The organism is Halomonas mongoliensis, assembly GCF_052496345.1.
In genome coordinates this window covers 2025276-2051856 of sequence record NZ_CP199288.1, presented here as the reverse complement: position 1 = coordinate 2051856, position 26581 = coordinate 2025276, and the positions used below count along the sequence as shown (strand labels likewise).

14 protein-coding genes, 6 tRNA genes and 3 rRNA genes are annotated in these 26581 nt (G+C 63.7%); all 23 read right to left on the bottom strand.

What is annotated here, in order from left to right; genetic code table 11:
* Nucleotides 1-75: 75 nt before the first annotated feature.
* The 23 genes from rpoC to ACRYRV_RS09540 all read right to left on the bottom strand — a co-directional run bounded on the left by rpoC (nt 76) and on the right by ACRYRV_RS09540 (nt 26348).
* Nucleotides 76-4296, bottom strand: a complete 4221-nt coding sequence (gene rpoC, locus ACRYRV_RS09650; RefSeq protein WP_309637565.1) for a DNA-directed RNA polymerase subunit beta' — start codon at nt 4294-4296, stop codon at nt 76-78.
* An 83-nt stretch (nt 4297-4379) separates the two neighbouring features.
* A complete protein-coding gene (gene rpoB / locus ACRYRV_RS09645; RefSeq protein ID WP_253446392.1) occupies nt 4380-8459 on the bottom strand; it encodes a DNA-directed RNA polymerase subunit beta in 4080 nt (1359 codons plus the stop codon).
* Between the two features lie 235 nt (nt 8460-8694).
* Nucleotides 8695-9066 carry a 50S ribosomal protein L7/L12 gene (gene rplL, locus ACRYRV_RS09640; protein ID WP_299315816.1) on the bottom strand — a complete coding sequence of 124 codons (372 nt, stop codon included), beginning with the start codon at nt 9064-9066 and terminating at the stop codon, nt 8695-8697.
* A gap of 89 nt (nt 9067-9155) precedes the next feature.
* Nucleotides 9156-9662 carry a 50S ribosomal protein L10 gene (gene rplJ, locus ACRYRV_RS09635; protein WP_253446398.1) on the bottom strand — a complete coding sequence of 169 codons (507 nt, stop codon included), beginning with the start codon at nt 9660-9662 and terminating at the stop codon, nt 9156-9158.
* A gap of 273 nt (nt 9663-9935) precedes the next feature.
* On the bottom strand, nt 9936-10628 hold the full coding sequence (gene rplA / locus ACRYRV_RS09630; RefSeq protein ID WP_444985289.1) for a 50S ribosomal protein L1: 693 nt from the start codon (nt 10626-10628) through the stop codon (nt 9936-9938).
* Between the two features lie 2 nt (nt 10629-10630).
* Nucleotides 10631-11062 (bottom strand): 50S ribosomal protein L11, encoded by a 432-nt coding sequence (gene rplK, locus ACRYRV_RS09625; RefSeq protein WP_016419070.1) that lies wholly within the window; start codon nt 11060-11062, stop codon nt 10631-10633.
* A gap of 90 nt (nt 11063-11152) precedes the next feature.
* A complete protein-coding gene (gene nusG / locus ACRYRV_RS09620) occupies nt 11153-11686 on the bottom strand; it encodes a transcription termination/antitermination protein NusG (RefSeq protein ID WP_253446404.1) in 534 nt (177 codons plus the stop codon).
* Nucleotides 11687-11694: 8 nt separating this feature from the next.
* Complete coding sequence (gene secE / locus ACRYRV_RS09615) at nt 11695-12063, bottom strand: preprotein translocase subunit SecE (RefSeq protein WP_253446407.1); 369 nt, start codon at nt 12061-12063, stop codon at nt 11695-11697.
* A 71-nt stretch (nt 12064-12134) separates the two neighbouring features.
* A tRNA-Trp gene (locus tag ACRYRV_RS09610) sits at nt 12135-12210 on the bottom strand.
* A gap of 142 nt (nt 12211-12352) precedes the next feature.
* Nucleotides 12353-12427 (bottom strand) — tRNA-Thr (locus ACRYRV_RS09605).
* A 23-nt stretch (nt 12428-12450) separates the two neighbouring features.
* Nucleotides 12451-12524 (bottom strand) — tRNA-Gly (locus ACRYRV_RS09600).
* Between the two features lie 44 nt (nt 12525-12568).
* Nucleotides 12569-12652: transfer RNA gene (locus ACRYRV_RS09595), tRNA-Tyr, on the bottom strand.
* A 118-nt stretch (nt 12653-12770) separates the two neighbouring features.
* Entirely contained in the window at nt 12771-13610 is an 840-nt protein-coding gene (locus tag ACRYRV_RS09590) for a type III pantothenate kinase (protein WP_253446410.1), read from the bottom strand.
* Nucleotides 13607-14590 carry a biotin--[acetyl-CoA-carboxylase] ligase gene (locus ACRYRV_RS09585; RefSeq protein WP_444985291.1) on the bottom strand — a complete coding sequence of 328 codons (984 nt, stop codon included), beginning with the start codon at nt 14588-14590 and terminating at the stop codon, nt 13607-13609. The genes ACRYRV_RS09590 and ACRYRV_RS09585 overlap by 4 nt, the downstream gene beginning before the upstream one ends.
* A 223-nt stretch (nt 14591-14813) precedes the next feature.
* Nucleotides 14814-14929, bottom strand: a 5S ribosomal RNA gene (rrf, locus tag ACRYRV_RS09580).
* Nucleotides 14930-15008: 79 nt separating this feature from the next.
* Nucleotides 15009-17897 (bottom strand): 23S ribosomal RNA (locus ACRYRV_RS09575).
* A 225-nt stretch (nt 17898-18122) separates the two neighbouring features.
* A tRNA-Ala gene (locus ACRYRV_RS09570) sits at nt 18123-18198 on the bottom strand.
* A 105-nt stretch (nt 18199-18303) separates the two neighbouring features.
* Nucleotides 18304-18380: transfer RNA gene (locus ACRYRV_RS09565), tRNA-Ile, on the bottom strand.
* 98 nt (nt 18381-18478) lie between these two features.
* A 16S ribosomal RNA gene (locus ACRYRV_RS09560) occupies nt 18479-20017 on the bottom strand.
* Together the 16S, 23S and 5S rRNA genes with 2 tRNA genes alongside form the textbook arrangement of a ribosomal RNA operon.
* A gap of 586 nt (nt 20018-20603) precedes the next feature.
* Nucleotides 20604-23468 (bottom strand): FAD-binding and (Fe-S)-binding domain-containing protein, encoded by a 2865-nt coding sequence (locus ACRYRV_RS09555; RefSeq protein ID WP_444985292.1) that lies wholly within the window; start codon nt 23466-23468, stop codon nt 20604-20606.
* Nucleotides 23465-24145 (bottom strand): LutC/YkgG family protein, encoded by a 681-nt coding sequence (locus ACRYRV_RS09550; protein ID WP_309636732.1) that lies wholly within the window; start codon nt 24143-24145, stop codon nt 23465-23467. Before ACRYRV_RS09550 ends, ACRYRV_RS09555 begins: the two co-directional genes overlap by 4 nt.
* A complete protein-coding gene (locus ACRYRV_RS09545; RefSeq protein ID WP_444985293.1) occupies nt 24142-25596 on the bottom strand; it encodes a LutB/LldF family L-lactate oxidation iron-sulfur protein in 1455 nt (484 codons plus the stop codon). The genes ACRYRV_RS09550 and ACRYRV_RS09545 overlap by 4 nt, the downstream gene beginning before the upstream one ends.
* Nucleotides 25593-26348: a (Fe-S)-binding protein gene (locus tag ACRYRV_RS09540; RefSeq protein ID WP_444985294.1), complete on the bottom strand. Its 756-nt coding sequence runs from the start codon at nt 26346-26348 to the stop codon at nt 25593-25595. The genes ACRYRV_RS09545 and ACRYRV_RS09540 overlap by 4 nt, the downstream gene beginning before the upstream one ends.
* Nucleotides 26349-26581 lie beyond the last annotated feature (233 nt).

The following is a 26581-nucleotide window of genomic DNA, read 5'->3' as shown; positions in this document are numbered from 1 at the left end:
AATGGCTGACACCGGCTGCCGTCAAGAGCGGCGGCCCTCCCCCAGGGGGAAAGCCGCCGCGCCTAAGCGCTCGGGTCAGAGCTCCTCGTCGCCGGAATCCAGCGCGGTAAGCTGGGCGCCGAGCTCCTGCTCCACGTCGTAGGCCGACGGGGCCAGCAGGCGGTCGGTGTCCTCGCGCCGACGGCGACGCTCCGCGTGGTGGGTCAGGCCGGTACCGGCCGGGATCAGACGACCCACCACCACGTTCTCCTTCAGGCCGCGCAGGTAGTCGCGCTTGCCGGTGACCGCCGCCTCGGTCAGCACCCGCGTGGTCTCCTGGAAGGAGGCAGCGGAGATGAACGACTCGGTGGCCAGGCTGGCCTTGGTGATACCCAGCAGTACCCGCTGGTACTTGGCCGGGAATTTCTCTGCCTTCTCGAGGCGAGCATTCTGCTCCAGCACCCGCACCAGTTCGACCTGGTCGCCGGGGATGAAGTCGGAATCACCCGCGTCGGTGATCTCCACCTTGCGCAGCATCTGACGCACGATCACTTCGATGTGCTTGTCGTTGATGCCCACGCCCTGGAGGCGATAGACCTCCTGGATCTCGGCGGTGATGTACTTGGCCAGCTCCGCCACGCCCAGCAGCCGCAGGATATCGTGGGGGTTGCTGGGGCCGTCGGAGATCACCTCGCCCTTCTCGACGCTCTCGCCCTCGAAGACCGCGATCTGGCGCCACTTCGGGATCAGCGCCTCGTAGGGGTCGCCGCCGCCCTCGGGGGTGATGGTCAGGCGACGCTTGCCCTTGGTCTCCTTGCCGAAGCTGATCACGCCGCTGATCTCGGCGAGGATGGCCGGCTCCTTCGGCTTGCGCGCCTCGAAGAGGTCGGCCACGCGGGGCAGACCCCCGGTGATGTCCTTGTTGCCGGACGCCTCCACCGGGATGCGCGCCACGATCTCGCCGACGCCGATCCGCGAGCCGTTGTCCGCGGTGACGATCGCCTTGCCGGGCAGCAGGTACTGCACCGGAGTATCGGAACCGGTCACGGTAACCGGCTTGCCGGCCTCGTCGTTGAGCAGGATCATCGGGCGCTTGTCGCGGCCGGCCATGGGCCGTGCCGCCGCCTCGATCACTTCGATGGAGGAGAGGCCGGTCATCTCGTCCACGGTACGGTGGATGGTGAGACCCTCCTCCATCTCCGCATACTGCACGGTACCCTCGGCCTCGGCCACGATGGGGTGGGTGTGGGGGTCCCACTTGGCCACCGCCTGACCGGCCTCCACGGCATCCCCCTCCTTGACGGAGAGCTCGGCCCCGTAGGGCAGCTTGTAGTACTCGCGCTCGCGGCCGTGGTCGTCGGCAACGGCCAGGGCGCTGGAGCGAGAGACCACCACCAGCTTGCCGTCGCCACGCTCCACGAACTTGATGTTGTGCAGACGCACGCGACCGCCGTGCTTGACCTGGACGCTGTCCACTGCGGAGGCCCGGGAGGCCGCGCCGCCGATGTGGAAGGTCCGCATGGTCAGCTGGGTGCCCGGCTCGCCGATGGACTGGGCCGCGATGACGCCCACCGCCTCACCGATGTTGACCTGATGCCCGCGGGCCAGGTCGCGACCGTAGCAGGCGGAGCAGACGCCGTGGGCGGTCTGACAGCTGATGGCGCTGCGCACCACGATCTCGTCGACGCCCATGGTGTCGAGCTCGGCACACCACTTCTCGTCGAGCAGGGTGTTGCGCGGGATCAGCACCTCTTCGGTTGCCGGGTCGATGACGTCCTGAGCCACCACGCGGCCGAGCACTCGCTGGGCCAGGGAGACGATGATGTCGCCGCCCTCGATGACCGGGTGCAGGGTCAGACCCTCCTCGGTGCCGCAGTCGGTCTCGGTGATCACCATGTCCTGGGCCACGTCCACCAGGCGACGGGTCAGGTAACCGGAGTTGGCCGTCTTGAGTGCCGTATCCGCCAGACCCTTACGCGCGCCGTGGGTGGAGATGAAGTACTGGAGTACGTTCAGGCCCTCACGGAAGTTGGCGATGATCGGCGTCTCGATGATGGAGCCGTCCGGCTTGGCCATCAGGCCGCGCATGCCCGCCAGCTGACGGATCTGGGCGGCACTACCCCGGGCGCCGGAGTCGGCCATGATGAAGACGCTGTTGAAGGAGTCCTGCTCGACCTCGTTGCCCTCGCGGTCGACCACGGTCTCCTTGGAGATGCCGACCATCATCGCCTTGGCCACCTTGTCGTTGGCCTTGGACCAGATGTCGATCACCTTGTTGTACTTCTCGCCGGCGGTGACGAGGCCCGAGGAGAACTGGTCCTCGATCTCCTTCACCTCCTCCTCGGCGGCCTCGATGATCTCGGCCTTGGCGTCCGGGATGACGAAGTCGTTGACGCCGATGGAGGCGCCGGACCAGGTGGCCAGGCGGAAGCCGGTGTACATCAGCTGGTCGGCGAAGATGACGGTCGGCTTGAGGCCGGCGCGACGATAGACCTCGTTGAGCAGGCCGGAGATCGCCTTCTTCTTCATCGGCTGGTCGATCAACGCGAAGGGCACGCCCTCGGGCAGGATGCGGAACAGCAGCGCACGGCCCACGGTGGTGTCATAGAGGCGGCGGTGATGGCTGCGCTCGCCGCTCTCCTCATCGACATCCACCTCGTCCAGGCGCACCTTGACCCGGGCGTGCAGCGCCACGTTCTGGGTGCCGAAGGCGCGCTCCACCTCGTCGAGGTTGGCGAACACCATGCCCTCGCCCTTGGCGTTGATCTTCTCGCGGGTCATGTAATAAAGACCCAGCACCACGTCCTGGGAGGGCACGATGATCGGCTCGCCGTTAGCCGGCGACAGCACGTTGTTGGTGGCCATCATCAGCGCCCGGGCCTCGAGCTGGGCTTCCAGGGTCAGCGGCACGTGGACCGCCATCTGGTCACCGTCGAAGTCGGCGTTGTAGGCGGCACACACCAGCGGGTGCAGCTGGATCGCCTTGCCCTCGATCAGCAGCGGCTCGAAGGCCTGGATGCCGAGGCGGTGCAGGGTCGGGGCGCGGTTGAGCAGCACCGGGTGCTCGCGGATGACGTCGGCGAGGATGTCCCACACCTCGGGCAGCTCGCGCTCGACCATCTTCTTGGCGGCCTTGATCGTGGACGCATGGCCCAGCGACTGCAGCTTGGAGTAGATGAACGGCTTGAACAGCTCCAGGGCCATCTTCTTGGGCAGGCCGCACTGATGCAGGCGCAGGGTCGGGCCCACGGTGATGACCGAGCGGCCGGAGTAGTCGACGCGCTTGCCCAGCAGGTTCTGACGGAAGCGGCCCTGCTTGCCCTTGATCATGTCGGCCAGGGACTTCAGCGGGCGCTTGTTGGAGCCGGTGATGGCGCGGCCGCGACGGCCGTTATCCAGCAGGGCGTCCACCGCTTCCTGCAGCATGCGCTTCTCGTTACGCACGATGATGTCAGGCGCATTGAGGTCGAGCAGCCGCTTGAGGCGGTTGTTGCGGTTGATCACACGACGGTAGAGGTCGTTGAGGTCGGAGGTCGCGAAGCGGCCGCCATCCAGGGGGACCAGCGGACGCAGGTCCGGCGGCAGCACCGGCAGCACCTCCATGACCATCCACGCCGGGTCGTTGCCGGAGTTGTAGAAGGCCTCGAGCAGCTTGAGCCGCTTGGAGAGCTTCTTGATCTTGGTCTCGGAGTTGGTCTGGGGGATCTCCTCGCGCAGGCGATCGATCTCCTCGCCGAGGTCGATGTCCTTGAGCAGCGCCTGGACCGCCTCGGCACCCATGCGGGCGTCGAAATCGTCACCGAACTCCTCGAGGGCCTCGAAGTACTGCTCATCGTTGAGCAGCTGGCCGCGCTCGAGGGTGGTCATGCCCGGATCGATGACCACGAAGCTCTCGAAGTAGAGCACGCGCTCGATGTCGCGCAGGGTCATGTCCAGGAACATGCCGATGCGGGACGGCAGCGACTTGAGGAACCAGATATGGGCGACGGGGCTTGCCAGCTCGATATGGCCCATGCGCTCGCGGCGCACGGCGGCCTTGGTGACCTCCACGCCGCACTTTTCGCAGATGATGCCGCGATGCTTCATCCGCTTGTACTTGCCGCACAGGCACTCGTAGTCCTTCACCGGGCCAAAGATCTTGGCGCAGAACAGGCCGTCACGCTCCGGCTTGAAGGTCCGGTAGTTGATGGTCTCCGGCTTCTTCACCTCGCCGTAGGACCAGGAGCGGATCATGTCCGGGGACGCCAGGGTAATCTTGATCGCGTCGAACTCTTCGGACTGAGACTGCGATTTGAGGACTTTCACCAAATCTTTCATGGGGTCGGCTCCGCTGCGGAGTTGTCATGGGCGGGGGCGACTTGCGCCCCCGCGGACCGTCATTCTGTGAAGCGTCGGCCGCCTCAGCTCTCGAGCTCGATGTCGATGCCCAGCGAGCGGATTTCCTTCACCAGCACGTTGAAGGATTCCGGCATGCCCGCCTGCATGGTGTGATCGCCATCCACGATGTTCTTGTACATCTTGGTGCGACCCTCCACGTCATCGGACTTGACGGTGAGCATCTCCTGGAGGGTGTAGGCGGCGCCATAGGCTTCCAGGGCCCACACCTCCATCTCACCGAAGCGCTGACCACCGAACTGCGCCTTGCCGCCCAGCGGCTGCTGGGTGACCAGGGAGTAGGAGCCGGTGGAACGGGCGTGCATCTTGTCGTCCACCAGGTGGTTGAGCTTGAGCATGTACATGTAGCCGACGGTCACCGGACGGTCGAAGGCGTCGCCGGTACGGCCGTCGTAGAGGGTCATCTGGCCCGAATCCGGCAGGTCGGCGAGTCGCAGCAGATGCTTGATCTCGCCCTCCTCGGCGCCGTCGAACACCGGCGTGGACATCGGCACGCCCGCCTTGAGGTTCTTCGCCAGGGCGATCACCTCCTCGTCGCTGAGGCTCTCGAGCTCCTCGACCCGGGTACCCGGGGTGGAGTTGTAGACCTGACCCAGGAAGTCGCGCAGCTGAGCCACCTGCTGCTCGCGGGCATCGCGCAGCATGGCGTCGATCTTGCGGCCCAGGCCCCAGGCGGCGAGGCCCAGGTGGGTCTCGAGGATCTGCCCGACGTTCATCCGCGACGGTACGCCCAGCGGGTTGAGGACCACGTCCACCGGCTCGCCGTTGTCGTCGAAGGGCATGTCTTCGATGGGCATGATCGCCGAGATGACACCCTTGTTACCGTGACGGCCGGCCATCTTGTCGCCGGGCTGCAGGCGACGCTTCACCGCCATGTAGACCTTGACGATCTTGAGCACGCCCGGCGCCAGATCGTCGCCCTGGGTCAGCTTGCGCTTCTTGTCCTCGAAGCGCTCGTCCATCTCGCGGCGGCGATTCTCCAGCTGCTCGTCGGCCTGGGCCAGCAGCTCGTTGAGGGCCTCATCCTGCAGGCGCAGCTTGAACCACTGCTGGCGCGGCAGCTCCTCGAGATAGCTCTCGGTGAGCACGTCGCCCTTCTTCAGCTTGGGACCGCCGTTGACGACCTCGCCGTTCAGGGTGCGCTTGAGACGCTCGAAGGTGGCATCCTCGGCGATACGGTAGGTCTCCTGGAGATCCTTGCGCACCTCGTCGAGCTGCATCTGCTCGATGGCCAGCGCACGGGAGTCCTTCTCCACGCCGTCGCGGGTGAAGACCTGGACGTCGATGACGGTACCGCGCATGCCGGTGGGGGCACGCAGGGAGGTGTCCTTAACGTCGCTGGCCTTCTCGCCGAAGATGGCGCGCAGCAGCTTCTCTTCCGGGGTCAGCTGGGTCTCGCCCTTGGGCGTGACCTTGCCGACCAGGATGTCACCCGGCCCCACTTCGGCGCCGATGTAGACCACACCCGCCTCATCCAGCTTGGAGAGCGCCGACTCGCCCACGTTGGGGATATCGGAGGTGATCTCCTCCGGCCCCAGCTTGGTGTCGCGGGAGACGCAGGTCAGCTCCTGGATGTGGATGGTGGTGAAACGATCCTCCTGGACCACCCGCTCGGAGAGCAGGATGGAGTCCTCGAAGTTGTAGCCGTTCCAGGGCATGAAGGCGATGCGCATATTCTGGCCCAGGGCCAGGTCGCCCATGTCCACGGAGGGGCCATCGGCGAGGATGTCGCCGCGCGCCACCTGGTCACCGGGGCGCACGATGGGACGCTGGTTCTGGCAGGTGTTCTGGTTCGAGCGCACGTACTTGGTGAGGTTGTAGATATCGACGCCGGCCTCGCCGCCGATGATCTCGTCCTCGCTGACCCGCACCACGATGCGCTTGGCATCCACGGAGTCGATGACGCCGCCGCGGCGCGCCACGGCGCAGACGCCGGAGTCGCGGGCCACGAAGCGCTCCATGCCGGTGCCGACCAGCGGCTTGTCAGCGCGCAGGGTGGGCACCGCCTGGCGCTGCATGTTGGCCCCCATCAGGGCGCGGTTGGCGTCATCGTGCTCGAGGAAGGGAATCAGCGCCGCGGCCACGGAGACCACCTGACGCGGGGAGACGTCCATCAGCGTCACCTGCTCGGGACGCATGAAGGTGGTCTCGCCCTTGTGACGCACCTGCACCAGGTCGTCCGCCAGCTTGCCGGCCTCGTCCACGGTGGCGGAGGCCTGGGCGATGACGAAGTCACCCTCCTCGATGGCGGAGAGGTGCACCACCTCGTCGGTCACCTGGCTGTCTACCACCTTGCGGTACGGCGTCTCCAGGAAGCCGTAGCTGTTGGTGTGGCTGTAGGTGGCCAGGGAGTTGATCAGGCCGATGTTGGGACCTTCCGGGGTCTCGATCGGGCAGAGGCGGCCGTAGTGGGTGGCGTGAACGTCGCGCACCTCGAAGCCGGCCCGCTCGCGGGTCAGGCCGCCCGGGCCAAGCGCGGAGACGCGACGCTTGTGGGTGACCTCGGAGAGCGGGTTGTTCTGGTCCATGAACTGGGAGAGCTGGCTGGAACCGAAGAACTCCTTGACCGCCGCGGCGACGGGCTTGGCGTTGATCAGGTCCTGGGGCATCAGGCCCTCGCTCTCGGCCATGGAGAGACGCTCCTTGACCGCGCGCTCGACGCGCACCAGGCCCACGCGGAACTGGTTCTCGGCCATCTCGCCGACGCAGCGGATGCGGCGGTTGCCCAGGTGGTCGATGTCGTCCACCTCGCCGAAGCCGTTACGGATGTGGATCAGCTCCTTGAGCACGTCAAGGATGTCGCCCTTGTCGAGCACGCCGGAGCCGGTGTCGCTGTCGCGACGCAGGCGGCGGTTGAACTTCATGCGACCAACGCCGGAGAGGTCGTAGCGGTCCGCGGTGAAGAACAGGTTGTGGAACAGCGTCTCGGCAGCCTCCTTGGTGGGCGGCTCGCCGGGGCGCATCATGCGGTAGATCTCGACCAGCGCCTCGAGCTGGGAACCGGTGGTGTCCAGCTTGAGGGTGTCGGAGATGAAGGGGCCGCAGTCGAGATCGTTGGTATAGAGGGTCTCGAGACGGGTCACGCCCGCCTGGCCCAGCTTCTCGAGCAGCTCCGGGGTGATCTCGGTGTTGCAGGGGCAGATCAGCTCGCCGGTATTGGGGTCGACCTGGTCATGGGCCAGGGTCTTGCCGAAGAGGTACTCCATCGGCACCTCGAGGCGCTCGAGGCCGGCCTTCTCCAGCTGACGGATATGCTTCTGGGTAACGCGGCGCCCCTCCTCGACGATCACGGCGCCATCGGCGTCCTTGATGTCGAAGGTGGCGGTTTCACCGCGCAGGCGCGACGGCACCAGCTCCACGGAGAAGCCTGACTTCTCGACGTGGAAGACGCTGGTCTCGAAGAACTCACCCAGGATCTCCTCGGCGCTCATGCCCAGCGCGCGCAGCAGCACGCTCGCCGGCAGCTTGCGACGACGGTCGATACGCACGAAGACGCTGTCCTTCGGGTCGAACTCGAAGTCGAGCCAGGAGCCGCGGTAGGGAATCACGCGGGCCGAATAGAGCAGCTTGCCGGAGGAGTGGCTCTTGCCCTTGTCGTGGTCGAAGAAGACGCCGGGGGAGCGGTGCAGCTGGGAGACGATGACGCGCTCGGTGCCATTGACAACGAAGGTGCCGTTCTCGGTCATCAGGGGGATCTCCCCCATGTAGACTTCCTGCTCCTTGATGTCCTTGATCGCCTTGTTGGACGACTCCTTGTCGTAGATGATCAGGCGCACCTTCACACGCAGCGGCGCCGAGTAGGTCACACCGCGCAGCTGGCACTCCTTGACGTCGAAGGCCGGGGTGCCGAAACGGTAGCTGACGTACTCCAGGGCGGCGTTGCCGGAGAAGCTCTCGATCGGGAAGACGGACTTGAAGGCGGCGTGCAGGCCGACCTCCATCCGCTCTTCGGGCGAACGGTCCTGCTGGAGGAAGTCGTAGTAGGAATCAAGCTGGATCGCCAGCAGGTAGGGCACATCCATCACTTGGGGCAGTTTGCCGAAATCCTTGCGGATGCGTTTTTTCTCAGTGTATGAGTAAGCCATCTGTATTCCCCAGCTTGTTCACCATGGGTGACCGATGCGTGGTCGGCGCCACCCGACGGGAGCGGCTCCGTCAGGCGATGAAGGCAAGCGCCGTGGGGTCGCTCGCCTTCGGAATTCGGCTGGCGTTTCTGCGGCTCTGCGCAGAGGCCAGTGACAACAGAAAAAGGCCGGCAGCGGGTGTCCCGCCACCAGCCGTGGAAGCTTACGCAGCGCGTGAAGCCATGGAGCCCAAGTCTTACTTGAGTTCCACGCCTGCGCCGGCTTCTTCCAGCTTGGCCTTGGCCGCTTCTGCGTCTTCCTTGGACATGGCTTCCTTGATGGTCGCCGGCGCGCCGTCGACGGCACCCTTGGCTTCCTTCAGGCCCAGGCCAGTGATCTCGCGGACCACCTTGATGACGTTGACCTTCTTGTCGCCGGCGCTGGTCAGCACCAGGTCGAACTCGGTCTGCTCTTCGGCAGCGGCTTCACCGCCGGCAGCCGGGCCGGCCATCACGGCGGCGGCGGCAGAAACGCCGAACTTCTCTTCCATCGCTTCGATCAGCTCGACCACTTCCATGACGGACATGTCGGCGACGGCGTTGATGATGTCTTCTTTGGTCAGTGCCATTGTCACAATTCCTAACTTTGCGGGAGTCGCGGTAGCCCGTCGACTCGGGATTCAATGTTCGATTCAGGCGGCCAGCAGGAGTTCGCCGATCAGGCGGCTTCTTCTTCCTGCTTCTGGTCGCGCAGGGCGGCCAGGGTACGGACCAGCTTGCCGGCAGACGCTTCCTTCATGACGGACATCAGCTTGGCGATGGCCTCGTCGTAGGTCGGCAGGGTCGCCAGGCGGTCGATATCGGCAGCCGGGATCAGCTCGCCTTCGTAGGCCAGCGCCTTGACTTCGAAGTCCTTCTCTGTCTTGGCGAACTCCTTGAACAGACGGGCGGCAGCGCCCGGGTGCTCGGTGGAGAAGGCCAGCAGGGTCGGACCCACGAAGCTCTCGTTCAGACACTCCCACTGAGTGCCTTCGAGGGCGCGGCGTGCCAGGGTGTTGCGAACAACACGCAGCTGGACGCCATTCTCGCGGGCCTGCTTGCGCAGGTCGGTCATCTTGCTGACCGTGACGCCACGAGAATCGGCAACTACGACGGAGAGCGCATCCTTGGCCGCTTCACTGACCTCGGCAACAATCGCCTTCTTGCCTTCGAGTGCTAGTGGCACAGTGATCACTCCTTCGTGCCGGAACCTCGCAATGAGGATTCCGGTGGTTACCATCTCCTCCGCGGCTGCCCGGGGACAGGGCGGAGGTCCTGGGTGATGGTGCTCACCAGAAGCCTGGCGGCCACACCATCTGCGCAGGCCATCCCGGAGGGATGATTAAGCCGCCCTTCACGAGGAGGGGCGGCACCTGCGGTCTTTGACGGTGCCCCGCCGGCGAGTCATGACTCGACACGGGGACCGCAAAGTTCTTGCAATCGTTCGACCGCTGCCCGATCAGACCAGGGCAGAGTGGTCGAGGGTCAGACCCGGGCCCATGGTAGTGGACAGGGTGACCTTCTTGAAGTAGATGCCCTTGGAGGCGCTCGGCTTCAGGCGCTTCAGGTCGGCGATCAGCGCCTCCAGGTTGCCCTGGATGGCGGCAGCATCGAAGTCGACCTTGCCAAGGGTGGTGTGGATGATGCCGTTCTTGTCGGTACGGAAGCGCACCTGACCGGCCTTGGCGTTCTTGACCGCCGTGGCCACGTCCGGGGTCACGGTGCCGACCTTGGGGTTCGGCATCAGGCCGCGCGGGCCGAGAATCTGGCCCAGCTGGCCGACGACGCGCATGGCGTCCGGCGAGGCGATGACCACGTCGAAGTCGAGCTGGCCCTTCTTGACCTGCTCGGCCAGGTCTTCCATGCCGACGATGTCGGCACCGGCTTCCTTGGCCGCATCGGCATTGGCACCCTGGGTAAAGACGGCAACGCGCACGTCCTTGCCGGTACCGTTGGGCATCACGGTCGCGCCGCGAACCACCTGGTCGGATTTACGCGGATCGACGCCCAGGTTGATGGCGACGTCCAGCGACTCCTTGAACTTGACGGTGGAGAGCTCGGCGAGCAGCGCCACGGCCTCTTCCAGGGAGTAGGCCTTGGCCGGATCGACCTTCTCACGAATCAGTTTTGCACGCTTGGTCAGCTTGGCCATGATCAGAGACCCTCCACGTTCAGGCCCATGCTGCGGGCGCTACCGGCAATGGTACGCACAGCGGCGTCGAGATCGGCAGCCGTCAGATCCGGCTCCTTGGTCTTGGCGATCTCTTCGAGCTGCTCGCGGGTCACGGTGCCGACCTTCTTCTTGTTCGGCTCACCGGAGCCGGACTTGATGCCAGCAGCCTTCTTCAGCAGGACCGCGGCGGGCGGGGTCTTGGTGACGAAGGTGAAGCTGCGGTCGGAATAGACGGTGATCACCACGGGAGTGGGCAGACCCGGCTCGATCTCCTGGGTCGCGGCGTTGAACGCCTTACAGAACTCCATGATGTTCACGCCGTGCTGACCCAGGGCGGGGCCGACGGGGGGACTCGGGTTGGCTTTGCCAGCTGCGACCTGCAGCTTGATGTAAGCCTGTACTTTCTTGGCCATATTGGACTCCAGTTGGGTAATAGCGCCTTGCGGCTCCCCGGTGATGCGGCCGCCTCAGCGACCGCCTTGCAGATGACAGGACGAGAAGGGTTACTCCTTCTCGACCTGTGCGAATTCCAGCTCGACAGGAGTGGCACGACCGAAGATCAGCACGCTGACTTGGAGGCGACTCTTGTCGTAGTTGACCTCTTCCACCACGCCGTTGAAGTCGGCGAAGGGGCCATCGATGACGCGAACGGACTGGCCCGGCTCGAACAGCGTCTTGGGGCGGGGCTTGTCGGTGCCGTCCTGGACGCGGCGCAGGATAGCGTCCGCTTCCTTCTGGGTGATCGCGGCCGGCTTCTCCTTGGTACCACCGATGAACCCCATGACGCGGGGTGTCTCGTTGACCAGGTGCCAGGTCTCGTCATCCATCTCCATCTCGACCAGCACATAGCCGGGATAGAACTTGCGCTCACTCTTGCGGCGCTTGCCGTCACGCATCTCGACGACTTCTTCGGTCGGCACCAGGATCTCGCCGAAGCGATCCTCCATGCCATACATCTTCACGCGCTCCTTGAGGGAGCGCATGACATGCTTTTCGAAGCCGGAGTAGGCGTGCACGACGTACCAACGCTTGGACATGAGGGCTCCTAACCAATGACGCCGGACATCGCCCAGCCAAGAAGAGTGTCGATCAGCCACAGCATCAGACCCACGACCAGCACGGCCACCAGCACGATGCCGGTGGTCTGTACGGTCTCGGGGCGGGTCGGCCAGACCACGCGCTGAATTTCCTTCTTGGCGGCGCGGGCCAGCTCGGCCAGCTCGCGGCCCTTGGCGGTGGTCAGGGCCACCACGCCGGCCAGCGCGCACAGCACAACGACGCCCAGCACACGGTAGAGCAGGGCCTGATCGGCGAACCAGGTATTGCCGACGACGGCCAGAACCAGCAGAGTGACGACAACCGCCCACTTGAGCCCGTCGTGGCGCGACTCCTGCACCTCGGCGTTATGTTTCATGGAACGAGACTCCTCAGGGCGCGGCAATCGAAACGTGAAAATATCTGGGGACTCGCCAGCCTGGGGAAGACTGGCAGGCCAGGAGGGAATCGAACCCCCAACCTGCGGTTTTGGAGACCGCTGCTCTGCCAATTGAGCTACTGGCCTGTATCTGCCTTGCGACCACCCTTTGCAGGCGGCTTCATAACAGCGGGCGCCATGTTAGCGAATCGAGCTCCGCCTGGCAACCCCTTTCCGCACAATCGCTGCCGGAAAGAGAAAAGGCGAGCCTTGGCTCGCCTTTTCAATGTGGAGCTCATGGACGGATTTGAACCGTCGACCTCACCCTTACCAAGGGTGTGCTCTACCCCTGAGCTACATGAGCAAAACCTTTGCATCGCGAGATGCTGGAGCGGGCAGCGGGAATCGAACCCGCACCATCAGCTTGGAAGGCTGAGGTTCTACCATTGAACTATGCCCGCCTACCCACTCTTGCTACCCGACCCCAGCGGGGCCCGGCGAAATCTGGTGGAGGGGGAAGGATTCGAACCTTCGAAGCTTTCGCGGCAGATTTACAGTCTGCTCCCTTTGGCCACTCGGGAACCCCTCCAGCTGGTGGCACATCTTACCACCTCACTCCTCGGTGTCAAGATGCTGTTTTCTCAGCTTTCTCGACAAGGAAACTTGGACAGCGCCCTTCGCTTCCCCTTGGAACGCGGCGCATTGTGTCAAAGCAGCATGGAGAATGCAAGCCCTGCCCGAATCTTTTCCAGCGAAACCGGGGGTGGCACCCGCGGAGCCCCCGACATCCGACCGGCGCGCTCGGCGGCGGTCAGCGGGAAACAGGCCTCCAGGCCGCCATAGACCATGTCCGGCCAGACGGCATGGGGCACCTGGAGCCCCCGAGAGACGACCCGGGCATCGCCGCCGGTCAGCAGCAGCGGCAGGGCCACCCCTTCCATATCGCACACTTCGGCATAGACGCGGTTGATGGCGCTGACCGCGGCCATGTAGATGCCGTGGTTGACCGCCTCCACCGTGCGCCTGCCCGGCGCCAGGAGTTCCTCGGCCTCGCTGTCGGGATCGATCGCCACGTTGCGGGTGCCGAGCTTGAGGCTCTCCTTCATCAGCCTCAGGCCCGGCAGGATATAGCCCCCCAGGTGGCGCCCACCCGGCAGCACGAAGTCGATGGTAATGGCGCTCCCACAGTCCACCGCGCAGCAGCCGCCGGCCAGCTGGTAGCCGGCCAGGGCTCCGAGCCAGCGATCGACGCCGAGCCGCTCCGGCTCCTCGTAGCCGTTGGCGACCCCCAGGGCCTCGGGCGTGGAGCGCGCCACATGCACGTTGCCAACCTGACGCTGCAGCAGGGCCACCGTCTCCTCCAGCACCGCCCGACGCGCTACGCTGGAGATGCGCACCGCTTCCACGATATCGAGATCGGGAATATCGGAGCCCGGGCGCCACTCCTCCCGGGTCCAGACCGCGCCCCGGGAGCGAATCTCGCTGCTGTCGGCATCCTTGAGCCGCCACTTGGTGAGGGTGTTGCCGATATCGAGGTCCAGGATCATGGGCGAACCCGCAGGCTTATCTCGCCGCCGGCCAGGCGCTCCAGGCACCCCTCCCGACGAACCAGCAGGTTGCCCGTGGTATCCACCCCCTCAGCGACTGCCGGCTCACGGCGCTCACCGCGCAGGATATCCACGTCGTATCCGGCAAAGGCGTGTCGTGCGTTCCAGGCCTCCTGCCAGGCGGCAAATCCCTGCTCCTCGAAGTGCGCCACCAGGGGCATCAGCGCTTCGATCAGCTCCACGGCAAGGTCATTGCGGGAGAGCCCGGGGGCCTGGTCGTGGACCGCCGCTGCCGGCTGATCCAGGTCCTTCCGGAACCCCGGGGGGAGGCCCACGTTGATCCCCATGCCGATGACCACCTCACAGGGCCCTGCGGCGTCGCCGGAGACCTCCACCAGGATCCCGGCCAGCTTGCCAAGCCCGCCCTCAGGCAGCTCGAGCAGCACGTCATTGGGCCACTTGAGCCGCGGCTCGACGCCATGGCCTTCCAGGACCTGGGCAAGGGCCACCCCCACGGCGAGGCTGAGCCCCTCCAGGGAGGCAACGCCTGACTCGACCCGCCAGCCCAGCGACAGCATGAGGCTCTGCCCCCAGGGCGTATTCCAGGCGCGCCCACGCCGGCCGCGGCCGGCGGTCTGCTGCTCCACCAGGCAGACCTCGGCATGGCCGGCGCCCTGCTCGAAGCGCTCGCGCATAAAGGCATTGGACGAGGGCAGGGTCTCCTCCACGAAGAGCCGGGAGAGGTAGCTTCGGGCCTCCCGCGAGAGGCCTGCCACGATACGACCACCGTCCAGGAGCTCCAGCGGCTCGGCCAGGCGATAGCCCTGCCCTTTCACCGCCTCCATGGCGATCCCCAGCGCCTCCAGCTTGCGCAGCTGCTTCCAGACGGCAGCCCGCGATACGCCAAGCCGCTCACCCAGCTGCTCGCCGGAGTGGAACTCGCCATCGCTCAGCAAGCGAATCAGGTCTCCGATGGTCATGCGTCGCTCTCTGACGGGAAAGGACTCATTCTAGCGGATGGGGTGCCTCACCGAAAACTTTCAAAGCGACCTCATACCAGGCGCCGCCTCCTGATGCACCTCGCCCCATAACGACGACACCCCAGCCACTGAGGACTGGGGTGTCTGAGAAAACGGCGAACGGAAATGGCGCACATGAAAAAACCCCGAGCATCTGAATGCCCGGGGTTTTCTCGGTATAAGTGCCTGACGATGACCTACTCTCACATGGGGAGACCCCACACTACCATCGGCGCTGAGCGGTTTCACTGCTGAGTTCGGCATGGGATCAGGTGGTTCACGCACGCTATGGTCGTCAGGCGAAAAGGGTGTGAATCATGCTGCGATACGTCTCGCGTACCCGGCGTCGTCTGTTATCGACAGACCCCTTGGGTGTTATATGGTCAAGCCTCACGGGCCATTAGTATCGGTTAGCTCAACGCCTTGCAGCGCTTCCACATCCGACCTATCAACCAGCTGGTCTCGCTGGGCCCTTCAGGAGGCTCGAGGCCTCAGGGAAGTCTCATCTTGAAGGGGGCTTCCCGCTTAGATGCTTTCAGCGGTTATCCTGTCCGCACATAGCTACCCGGCAATGCCACTGGCGTGACAACCGGAACACCAGAGGTGCGTCCACTCCGGTCCTCTCGTACTAGGAGCAGCTCTTCTCAAACTTCCAACGCCCACGGCAGATAGGGACCGAACTGTCTCACGACGTTCTAAACCCAGCTCGCGTACCACTTTAAATGGCGAACAGCCATACCCTTGGGACCGACTTCAGCCCCAGGATGTGATGAGCCGACATCGAGGTGCCAAACACCGCCGTCGATGTGAACTCTTGGGCGGTATCAGCCTGTTATCCCCGGAGTACCTTTTATCCGTTGAGCGATGGCCCTTCCATACAGAACCACCGGATCACTAGAACCTACTTTCGTACCTGCTCGACGTGTCTGTCTCGCAGTCAAGCACCCTTATGCTCTTGCACTCAATGCACGATTTCCAACCGTGCTGAGGGTACCTTCGTGCTCCTCCGTTACGCTTTGGGAGGAGACCGCCCCAGTCAAACTACCCACCACACACGGTCCTCGATCCGGATAACGGACCTGAGTTAGAACGCCAATGATGCCAGGCTGGTATTTCAAGGTTGGCTCCACCCGAACTGGCGTCCGGGTTTCAAAGCCTCCCAGCTATCCTACACAAGCAACATCAGCGTCCAGTGTGAAGCTATAGTAAAGGTTCACGGGGTCTTTCCGTCTAGCCGCGGGTACACAGCATCTTCACTGCGATTTCAATTTCACTGAGTCTCGGGTGGAGACAGCGTGGCCATCATTACGCCATTCGTGCAGGTCGGAACTTACCCGACAAGGAATTTCGCTACCTTAGGACCGTTATAGTTACGGCCGCCGTTTACCGGGGCTTCGATCAGGAGCTTCGCTTGCGCTAACACCATCAATTAACCTTCCGGCACCGGGCAGGCGTCACACCCTATACGTCCGCTTACGCGTTTGCAGAGTGCTGTGTTTTTAATAAACAGTTGCAGCCACCTGGTATCTTCGACCGCTTCGTGCTCCGGCCGCAAGGGCCTTCACACTAGTGCGGCGTGCCTTCTCCCGAAGTTACGGCACCATTTTGCCTAGTTCCTTCACCCGAGTTCTCTCAAGCGCCTTGGTATTCTCTACCTGACCACCTGTGTCGGTTTGGGGTACGGTCTCACTGTATCTGAAGCTTAGAGGCTTTTCCTGGAAGCGTGGCATCGATGACTTCCTGACCGTAGTCAGTTCGTCTCGCCTCTCGGCCTTAGGATCCCGGATTTGCCTGAGATCCCAGCCTACTGGCTTTCACCAGGACAACCAACGCCTGGCTCACCTAGCCTTCTTCGTCCCCCCATCGCAATACAGTGAGGTACGGGAATATTGACCCGTTTCCCATCGACTACGCCTTTCGGCCTCGCCTTAGGGGCCGACTCACTCTGCTCCGATTAGCGTCGAACAGAAACCCTTGGTCTTCCGGCGGGGGAGTTTTTCACTCCCCTTGTCGTTACTCATGTCAGCATTCGCACTCGTGATACCTCCAGCAAGCCTCTCGACTCACCTTCATCGGCTTACACGACGCTCCTCTACCGCTCGTCATTCGACGAACCCGTAGCTTCGGTACCTGGTTTGAGCCCCGTTACATCTTCCGCGCAGGCCGACTCGACTAGTGAGCTATTACGCTTTCTTTAAAGGATGGCTGCTTCTAAGCCAACCTCCTAGCTGTCTGAGCCTTCCCACATCGTTTCCCACTTAACCAGGATTTGGGGACCTTAGCTGACGGTCTGGGTTGTTTCCCTTTTCACAACGGACGTTAGCACCCGCTGTGTGTCTCCCACGCTTGCACTCACCGGTATTCGGAGTTTGCCTCGGGTTGGTAAGTCGGGATGACCCCCTAGCCGAAACAGTGCTCTACCCCCGGCGGTGATACGTGAGGCGCTACCTAAATAGCTTTCGAGGAGAACCAGCTATCTCCGGGCTTGATTAGCCTTTCACTCCGATCCACAAGTCATCCAAATCTTTTTCAACAGATCCTGGTTCGGTCCTCCAGTTGATGTTACTCAACCTTCAACCTGCTCATGGATAGATCGCCCGGTTTCGGGTCTATTCCCAGCGACTGGTCGCCCAGTTAAGACTCGGTTTCCCTACGCCTCCCCTATACGGTTAAGCTCGCCACTGAAAATAAGTCGCTGACCCATTATACAAAAGGTACGCGGTCACAGAACGAGTCTGCTCCCACTGCTTGTACGCACACGGTTTCAGGATCTATTTCACTCCCCTCTCCGGGGTTCTTTTCGCCTTTCCCTCACGGTACTGGTTCACTATCGGTCAGCCAGGAGTATTTAGCCTTGGAGGATGGTCCCCCCATGTTCAGTCAAGGTTTCACGTGCCCCGACCTACTCGATTTCACATGATCAGATTTTCGACTACGGGGCTATCACCCACTATGGCCGCGCTTCCCAGCGCGTTCGCCTAATCAGTCACATGCTTAAGGGCTGGTCCCCGTTCGCTCGCCGCTACTGGGGGAATCTCGGTTGATTTCTTTTCCTCAGGGTACTTAGATGTTTCAGTTCCCCTGGTTCGCCTCCCGACACCTATGTATTCAGTGCGGGATACCCAGCTTATGCTGGGTGGGTTTCCCCATTCAGAGATGCCCGGGTCACAGGTTGTTTGCCACCTCGCCGAGCCTTATCGCAGGCTTCCACGTCTTTCATCGCCTCTGGCTGCCTAGGCATCCACCGTGTGCGCTTAATCGCTTGACCATATAACCCCAAAGGGTCTGGTCTGCGATAACGTACGACATTGCCGGATACGCTTGAGACGTATCACTTGTTTCTTCTGGATCACTCCAGAAGGAACGTTTGTCAGCATGATTCACATTGTTAAAGAGCGACTGTCAATCGACAGTCATAAACCTGACATCTTTTGCTGCGATGCTGGCTTATGACTGCGGATCCGATCAGGTAAGACTGTTGCAGAGGAGACGATGGTGGAGCCAAGCGGGATCGAACCGCTGACCTCCTGCGTGCAAGGCAGGCGCTCTCCCAGCTGAGCTATGGCCCCACTGATACCCGATACTTCTGGGTAATTTTATTCAGGCCAAGGCATTTTGTGGCGACGCATAGCCTGCTATGCGAGTCACAAAATAACGCAGGACTGGATAAAATTTGGTGGGTCTGGGCAGATTTGAACTGCCGACCTCACCCTTATCAGGGGTGCGCTCTAACCAACTGAGCTACAGACCCGGCTTCCAACCACTGGGTCCGCGACCCAAACAGTCTTTTGCTCTGGTCGATCAGGTAATTCATTGTGAGCACTTGTCGCGAGTCGGTGACGTCGTCGATAAGGAGGTGATCCAGCCGCAGGTTCCCCTACGGCTACCTTGTTACGACTTCACCCCAGTCATGAACCACACCGTGGTGATCGCCCTCCGAAGTTAGGCTAACCACTTCTGGTGCAGTCCACTCCCATGGTGTGACGGGCGGTGTGTACAAGGCCCGGGAACGTATTCACCGTGACATTCTGATTCACGATTACTAGCGATTCCGACTTCACGGAGTCGAGTTGCAGACTCCGATCCGGACTGAGAACAGCTTTATGGGATTAGCTCCACCTCGCGGCTTTGCAACCCTTTGTACCGTCCATTGTAGCACGTGTGTAGCCCTACCCGTAAGGGCCATGATGACTTGACGTCGTCCCCACCTTCCTCCGGTTTGTCACCGGCAGTCTCCTTAGAGTTCCCGCCATTACGCGCTGGCAAATAAGGACAAGGGTTGCGCTCGTTACGGGACTTAACCCAACATTTCACAACACGAGCTGACGACAGCCATGCAGCACCTGTCTGAGAGTTCCCGAAGGCACCAAGGCATCTCTGCCAAGTTCTCTCGATGTCAAGGGTAGGTAAGGTTCTTCGCGTTGCATCGAATTAAACCACATGCTCCACCGCTTGTGCGGGCCCCCGTCAATTCATTTGAGTTTTAACCTTGCGGCCGTACTCCCCAGGCGGTCGACTTATCGCGTTAACTGCGCCACAAAGGTCTCAAGGACCCCAACGGCTAGTCGACATCGTTTACGGCGTGGACTACCAGGGTATCTAATCCTGTTTGCTACCCACGCTTTCGCACCTCAGCGTCAGTGTCAGTCCAGAAGGCCGCCTTCGCCACTGGTATTCCTCCCGATCTCTACGCATTTCACCGCTACACCGGGAATTCTACCTTCCTCTCCTGCACTCTAGCCTGACAGTTCCGGATGCCGTTCCCAGGTTGAGCCCGGGGCTTTCACAACCGGCTTATCAGACCGCCTACGCGCGCTTTACGCCCAGTAATTCCGATTAACGCTCGCACCCTCCGTATTACCGCGGCTGCTGGCACGGAGTTAGCCGGTGCTTCTTCTGTGGGTGATGTCCTTCCTCGGGAGTATTAATCCCAAGGCTTTCTTCCCCACTGAAAGTGCTTTACAACCCGAGGGCCTTCTTCACACACGCGGCATGGCTGGATCAGGCTTTCGCCCATTGTCCAATATTCCCCACTGCTGCCTCCCGTAGGAGTTCGGGCCGTGTCTCAGTCCCGATGTGGCTGATCATCCTCTCAGACCAGCTACGGATCGTCGCCTTGGTGAGCCATTACCTCACCAACAAGCTAATCCGACATGGGCCCATCCGATAGCGCAAGGTCCGAAGATCCCCTGCTTTCTCCCGTAGGACGTATGCGGTATTAGCCTGGGTTTCCCCAGGTTATCCCCCACTATCGGGCAGATTCCCATGCATTACTCACCCGTCCGCCGCTCGACGCCTGGAAGCAAGCTTCCATCGTTTCCGCTCGACTTGCATGTGTTAGGCCTGCCGCCAGCGTTCAATCTGAGCCATGATCAAACTCTTCAGTTTAAGATCATATAGTGCATTAAGTGCACCAAACTTGGCTCAAGGTTCAAACGTTTCTCAAAAGACCGAAGGTCTTGACGAGTCGCTTGCCTTGATGGTTCTGTGACTGGTCACCGAACTCATCGACAAGCGCCCACATGAATTACCTGATCGATTGTTAAAGAGCAGCTTCGAACTCTCGGGCGAACCCTGTGGAGTGAAGCGTCTCGCTGTGCTGTCGACCGGAGCAGGCTCTCTTGAGCTCTCCGCCTGTCGTCAGCGCCCTGCGAGGAAGGCGTATTCTACCGATTCGCTTCAGCGTGTCAAGCGGTGGTTGGCGATGCGCTGCATCCCGACCGATTTCCGCTGACTGCCCGCCTCATCCTGCCGAGGCGACTGCGAATCCATTGGCGCACACTCTAGCGAATCTGCGGTGATTGTCAACTGAAAGTTTTTCGAAGCGTTTCAAAAAACTCAGACAGATCAATCACTTCTGCCACTTATTACCGCCTGCAACCTTGCTGGTCACCGGCAGCGGATGCGTACTTTACGGTTTTCCCCGGGGCCCTGCAAGCCCTTCCGGTAAAAAAGTTTCAGGAAGGGCTCTTCTCTAGTTTGCAGCCTCTCCCGCAGGCTGGCTGGCCCGATCCAGCAGCGAGAGAATCGAGCGGTAGGGAATGCCGCCATGCTGCGCCAACCCGATCTCGCAGGTACGCGAATTGGAGTAGCCCGCGCTGCACGCCTCCACCTGCTCGGCAAGCCCCGCCAGCGCCGAGGCGTTCAGTTCCGGCGTCGCGAATCCCTTGTCGCCGGCGAAGCCGCAGCAGGTGATCTCGGCAGGCACCACCACCTCCCGGGCGCAGGCGCGAGCCAGGGCCACCATCTTCTCACCGAGGCCCATATGGGTGCTCGAACAGGTCACATGCACCGCGACCCGCTCGTCCAGCGGAGAGAGGGTGAGGCGCGGCAGCAGGTGGTCATGGGCAAAGGCCACCGGTTCGCTGATCGCCAGGCGCTTATCCAGGCGTGACTGCAGGTGCAGCACGCAGGGGCTGGTGTCCATCAGGATCGGAAAGCGCCCGTTCTCGCTTGCCACCAGCAGTTCGCGATTCAGCTCCCCTGCCTTGCGAGCCGCCTCCTCGAACTGCCCCTTGGAGTTGAAGGCCATGCCGCAGCAGAGCCGGTCGACGCCCTCGGGAATGGTCACCTCAAAGCCCGCCTTCTCCAGCAGCGACAGGGTGATCTCCATGGCGGAGCGCCTCTCCTCGCGATCCTGTCGACTGGCGCCGAATACCCGAGTGGCACAGCTGGGCAGGTAGACGACCCTGTCCTGGCCCGGCGCCGAGGACGCCTGACCGAGCACCCTGACCGGTGCGGCCTGGGGTAGCGCCGGGGTCCACTGGGGAAGGCGCTCTCCGCTGAGGCGGCGCGCACTACCGCTGACCTTCTCCATCAGGTCGTCGCCGAGCACCCGGTTGACCGTACCGGCGACGTTCAGGGCCCCTCGCGCTACGCGGGTCGCCCCGGAGAAGTGGCGTCCCACACGATGGGCCAGGCCGGCCCGACTCGCCAGGCGCTCATGGCGAAGTTCGCGCACCAGGTCGCCGGTATTGATGCCCACCGGACACTGGGTGGCGCAGAGGCCATCCGCGGCGCAGGTCTCATCAACGGCATAGCCGCCGTCGGCCCGCAGCCTCGCCAGGCGCTCGGCCTCCTCGCTGCCGGCCGCACCGCCTAGCGCCTCCAGGCGAGCCATCTCGCGGGCGATGACGATGCGCTGACGCGGCGTCAGGCTGAGGTCCTTCGAGGGGCAGACATGCTCGCAGAAGCCGCACTCGATGCACTTGTCGACGATCTCGTGAGCCGCCGGCAGCGGCTTCAGTTTTTCCAGATGCAGGGTGGGGTTGCGACTCAGGATCACCTCGGGATTGAGCAGGTTCTCCGGGTCGAACAGCGCCTTGATCTCCCACATCAGGGCGTAGGCGTCGGCGCCCCACTCGAGCTCCACATAGGGAGCCATGTTGCGCCCGGTGCCGTGCTCGGCCTTGAGAGAGCCGCCGTACTCGACGCCCACCAGCTGGGCGACCTCGTCCATTAGCGCCTGGTAGCGCTCCACCTCGCCGGGCTTCTCGAACCCCTGGGGAAAGACGAAGTGCAGGTTGCCCTCCAGGGCGTGGCCGAAAAGAATCGTCTCCGCATAGCCGTGGCGATGGAAGACGTCGGTCAGCGCCAGCACCCCCTCGTCGAGGCGTTCGATGGGAAAGGCCACGTCCTCGATGATTACCGTGGTGCCGGTCTCGCGCACCGCGCCGACCGCCGGGAAGAGCCCCTTGCGAATCTTCCAGTAGAGCTCGTAGGTGGCCGGCTCGCGGGTGAAGGTGACCGGTTCCAGGGTGCGGATACCCTCCAGGCTCGCCTGCACCTCTGCCATGCGCGCCGCCAGCTCCTCCTCGTCATGGCCGCGCACGTCGATCAGCAGCGCCGCCGCCCCGTCCGGCAGGGTGCGCAGGGCCTCGGGCATGCCGGGCTTGTCCTGCACCGAGCGCAGGGCGGCGCGATCCATCAGCTCCACGGCGGAGACCGGCGAGGGCTTGAGGGCGATAGTGGCCCGACAGGTGGTGGCCATGTCGGGGAAGAAGGCCAGCGCCGCCGCCTTGCAGGGCTCGTCCACCACGCTGTCGTAGGTGATGGCGCTGAGAAAGCCCAGGGTGCCCTCGGAGCCGATCATCAGGTGCTTGAGGATCTCGATGCCATCCTCGAAGTCGACCAGGCTGTTGAGGGCATAGCCGGTGGTGTTCTTGAGGCGGTACTTGTGGCGGATTTTCTCGGCGAGCGCCTCATTGGCGCGGGTCTCGGCGGAGAGGCGCTCCAGCCCCTCGATCAGTCCGGCATGGGAGCGCCGGAAGGCCTCGCGGCTGGCCGGGTCGGCGGTATCCAGCAGGGTGCCGTCGGCCAGGATCACGCGCAGGTCGCGCAGCGTGCGATAGCTGTTCTGGGCGGTGCCGCAGCACATGCCCGAGGCGTTGTTGGCGGCGATGCCGCCGATCATGCAGCTGTTGATGGAGGCCGGATCCGGGCCGATCTTGCGCCCGAAGGGCGCCAGCAGCTGGTTGGCCCGGGCGCCGATCACTCCGGGCTGCAGGCGGATCACACGCCCCTCGTCGAGGATCTCGTGGCCGCGCCAGCCGCGGCCGAGCTGGATCAGCACCGAGTCGGTCACCGCCTGGCCGGAGAGCGAGGTGCCGGCGGCCCGGAAGGTCACCGGGATCCCCCGCGCACGGCACTCGGCCAGCGTCCGCTGCAGCTCCGCCTCGCTCTCGGGGCGCACCACCAGCTTGGGAATCAGCCGATAGAAGCTGGCATCGGTGCCATAGGCCAGGGTGCGCAGCGGGTCATCGATCAGCCGCTCGGCGGGAAGGGTCTCGGCCAGCGCCGCCTTGAGCGCCTGAATGCGCTCGGCCAGGGCAGTGCTCATGCCCCCTCCCGGGCCGGAGCCTGGTCATGGCGCACGATCACCACCAGCTCGCGGGGACCATGGACGCCATAGGCCAGGGTCTGTTCGATATCGGCGGTCTTGCTGGGTCCGGAGATCAGCAGCGCATTGGTGGGCATGCCGTTCGCCCAGCCGTGGCGCTCCACCACGTCGAAGAAGGTCTCCTCGAGGGCGTCGGCATCCAGCACGGCGATATGGAGCGGCGGCACCAGGCTGATCAGCCGCGGCTCGTCGGGGGTCGGCCAGAGCCACAGGCTGCCGGTCTCGGCGATGGCGCCGCGGGTCGAGGTAAGCCCGGCGTCGACGCGTTCGAACTGCTCCCGCTGCCACCCCTCGATATCGCGGTCGACGTCGACCAGTTCGACATCGCCATCGGCCAGGGCCTCCCGGGCCTCGGCGGCCACCGGATGCTCGCGCCCCAGCGCCAGCCGGCGCACCCCCTTGCCGACCAGCACCTCAGCCAGGGCGCGCGTCCAGTCGTCATGGCCGGCATGAACCACCTCCCCGTGCACCGAGGTGATCCAGCGCTCGAAGCGGGCCAGGCACTCCTCCTGGCTCCAGCCTCGCCCGGTCACCACGGAGAAGTCGCTCTCGGGGGCGCTCAGGGGGCCGTCGGCGCGCTCGCGCAGGCGCTTGAGTATGGCATCGCGGGCACTCATCGGCGCTCCTCCTCACGGGTTGGCTCGGTGCGGGACTGGCCCGCCTGGTGCTCCTTGACCAGGGCGTGCAGGGACCTAGCGGCCGGTGCCGGAGCGGTGCGGTAGTCGGTCCAGGCGCCCAGCTTCGACGGCATCAGCGCCTTGAGCTTGCCCGCCAGGGCGGTGCCGCTGCGCCAGGCGCCGGGATGGGTGGCCAGCCACTGGAACCCCTTCCAGGCGGCAGCCTCCTTGCGAGTGCGCTTGATCCCGGCGCCGGGCACGTTGCCGCGCCCCTCGCCCACCGCCTCGCGGCGCAGGCGCACCAGCAGGTCGGGAATCGGGATCTTCACCGGACAGACCTCGCCGCAGGCACCGCACAGGCTCGACGCGGTGGGCAGGTCCTTCGTCTCCTCCAGCCCCATCATGTGCGGGGAGAGGATGCTGCCGATGGGGCCCGGGTAGGTAGTGCCGTAGGTGTGGCCGCCCACCCGGGTGTAGACCGGGCAGTGGTTCATGCAGGCGCCACAGCGGATGCAGCGCAGGGTGTCGAGCAGCTCGTCATCCTGGTAGATGTTGGAGCGGCCGCTGTCCACCAGCACCAGGTGCACCTCCTGCGGGCCGTCATGCTCCCCCTCCCTGCGCGGCGAGCTGATCATGTTGAAGTAGGTGGTGACGTGCTGGCCGGTGGCGGAGCGGGTCAGCAGCGCATAGAGCGGCGGCACGTCGCGCAGGTGCTCCACCACCTTCTCGATGCCAGTCACCGCGATATGCACCGGCGGCACCGTGGTGGTCATCCGCCCGTTGCCTTCGTTCTCCACCAGGCAGAGGGTACCGGTCTCGGCCACCGCGAAGTTGACCCCGGAGACCCCCACGTCGGCGGCCATGAAGCGCTCGCGCAGCTGGGCCCGGGCCGCCGCTGTCATATAGTCGACGTCGCGGGTGCGCTCGGTGCCGGTCTTGTCGTGCATGATCTCGGAGATCTCATCGGTGTTGAGATGGATCGCCGGCATGATGATGTGGGAGGGCGTCTGCTCGTTGAGCTGCACCAGGTACTCGCCGAGGTCCGACTCCAGCGCCTCGATGCCCGCCGCCTCGAGGTGGGCATTGAGGTGCATCTCCTCGGAGACCATGGACTTGCCCTTGATCACCGAGCTGGCGCCGTGGGCCTCGCAGATCTCGCGGATGATCCGGCACGCCTCCTCGCCGTCCTCGGCCCAGTGCACCCGGATGCCGTTGGCCTGGCAGTTGGCCTCCAGCTGCTCCAGCAGGTCGGGCAGCCTGGCCAGCGCCCGCAGGCGGATATTGGCACCCAGCTCGCGCAGGGTCTCCAGGTCCCAGTCCGCGAAGGCGTCGCGGCGCTTGGCCATCAGGCCATCCATCGCCTTGCGAAAATTGCCGCGGATCTGGGGGTTGCCGAGGGCGTCATGGGCCTGGCGGTGGAACTCCCGGGGAGTGAAGGTCTGTACGCTCATGAGGTTCTCCGCCACAGGTAGCTGGCGATATGCTCGCCCTTCACGGCCTTCTTCTGGTGGGCAAAGCGGCCGCCGATGTTCATCATGCAGCCGCAGTCCGAGGTGACGAAGCGTTCGGCGCCGGCCGCCTCGATGGCCAGGGTCTTGTCCTCGACCATGGCGGCGGAGACCTCCGGGTGGCGCACGGCGAAGGTGCCGCCGAAGCCGCAGCACTCGGCGGCGCGCTCCTGCTCGACCAGCTCCACCTGGCCGAGCTGGGCCAGCAGCGCCGGGCCGGTCTCGGCCAGGCCCATCTCGCGCCGCGCGCTGCAGGAGGTGTGCATGGCGACCCTCTCGGGCGCGCCGCGATCCTCGAGCCTCAGGTGGCAGACGTGCACCAGGAACTCGGTCAGCTCGAAGATGCGTCCGGCCACCTCCTGGGCCTGCGCCTCGTGAGAGGTGCCGGCGAAGAGCTGGGGGTAGTGGGTGCGCATCATGCCGCCGCAGGAGCCGGAGGGGACGATGATCGGCCAGGGCTCCGGGAAGAGGTCGAGCTGCGCGGCCGCCACCGCCCGCGCCTCCTCCTGATAGCCGGAGGTATAGGCCGGCTGGCCGCAGCAGGTCTGGTTCCGCGGAAAGAGCACCTCGATGCCCTCCCTCTCCAGCAGTCGAATACCATCCAGACCCGCTTCAGGGTAGAAGAGGTCAATCAGGCAGGTGCCGAAGAAGTAGACCTTCTCCGGCCTGGGCGGATAGCACTTGACTGGCGTCATCGACGGATTCCTCGGCAGGCTGAACGGCATTCCGGAGAATTGGTAAAACCAATTGACAGAAATTGTGGAAGCACCTTAGGAGGCGCCCCTATACAGTGTCAAACCAGAACCGGAATAATTCCTGCCGCCACCCCCTATACTTTGGTATTAGCAGCACTAATGGCCGCACAAGCGCCTGATATCCGGCGAAAAATTCCGGGGCATGCCGCACCCCACGAGGAGCGACATATTGG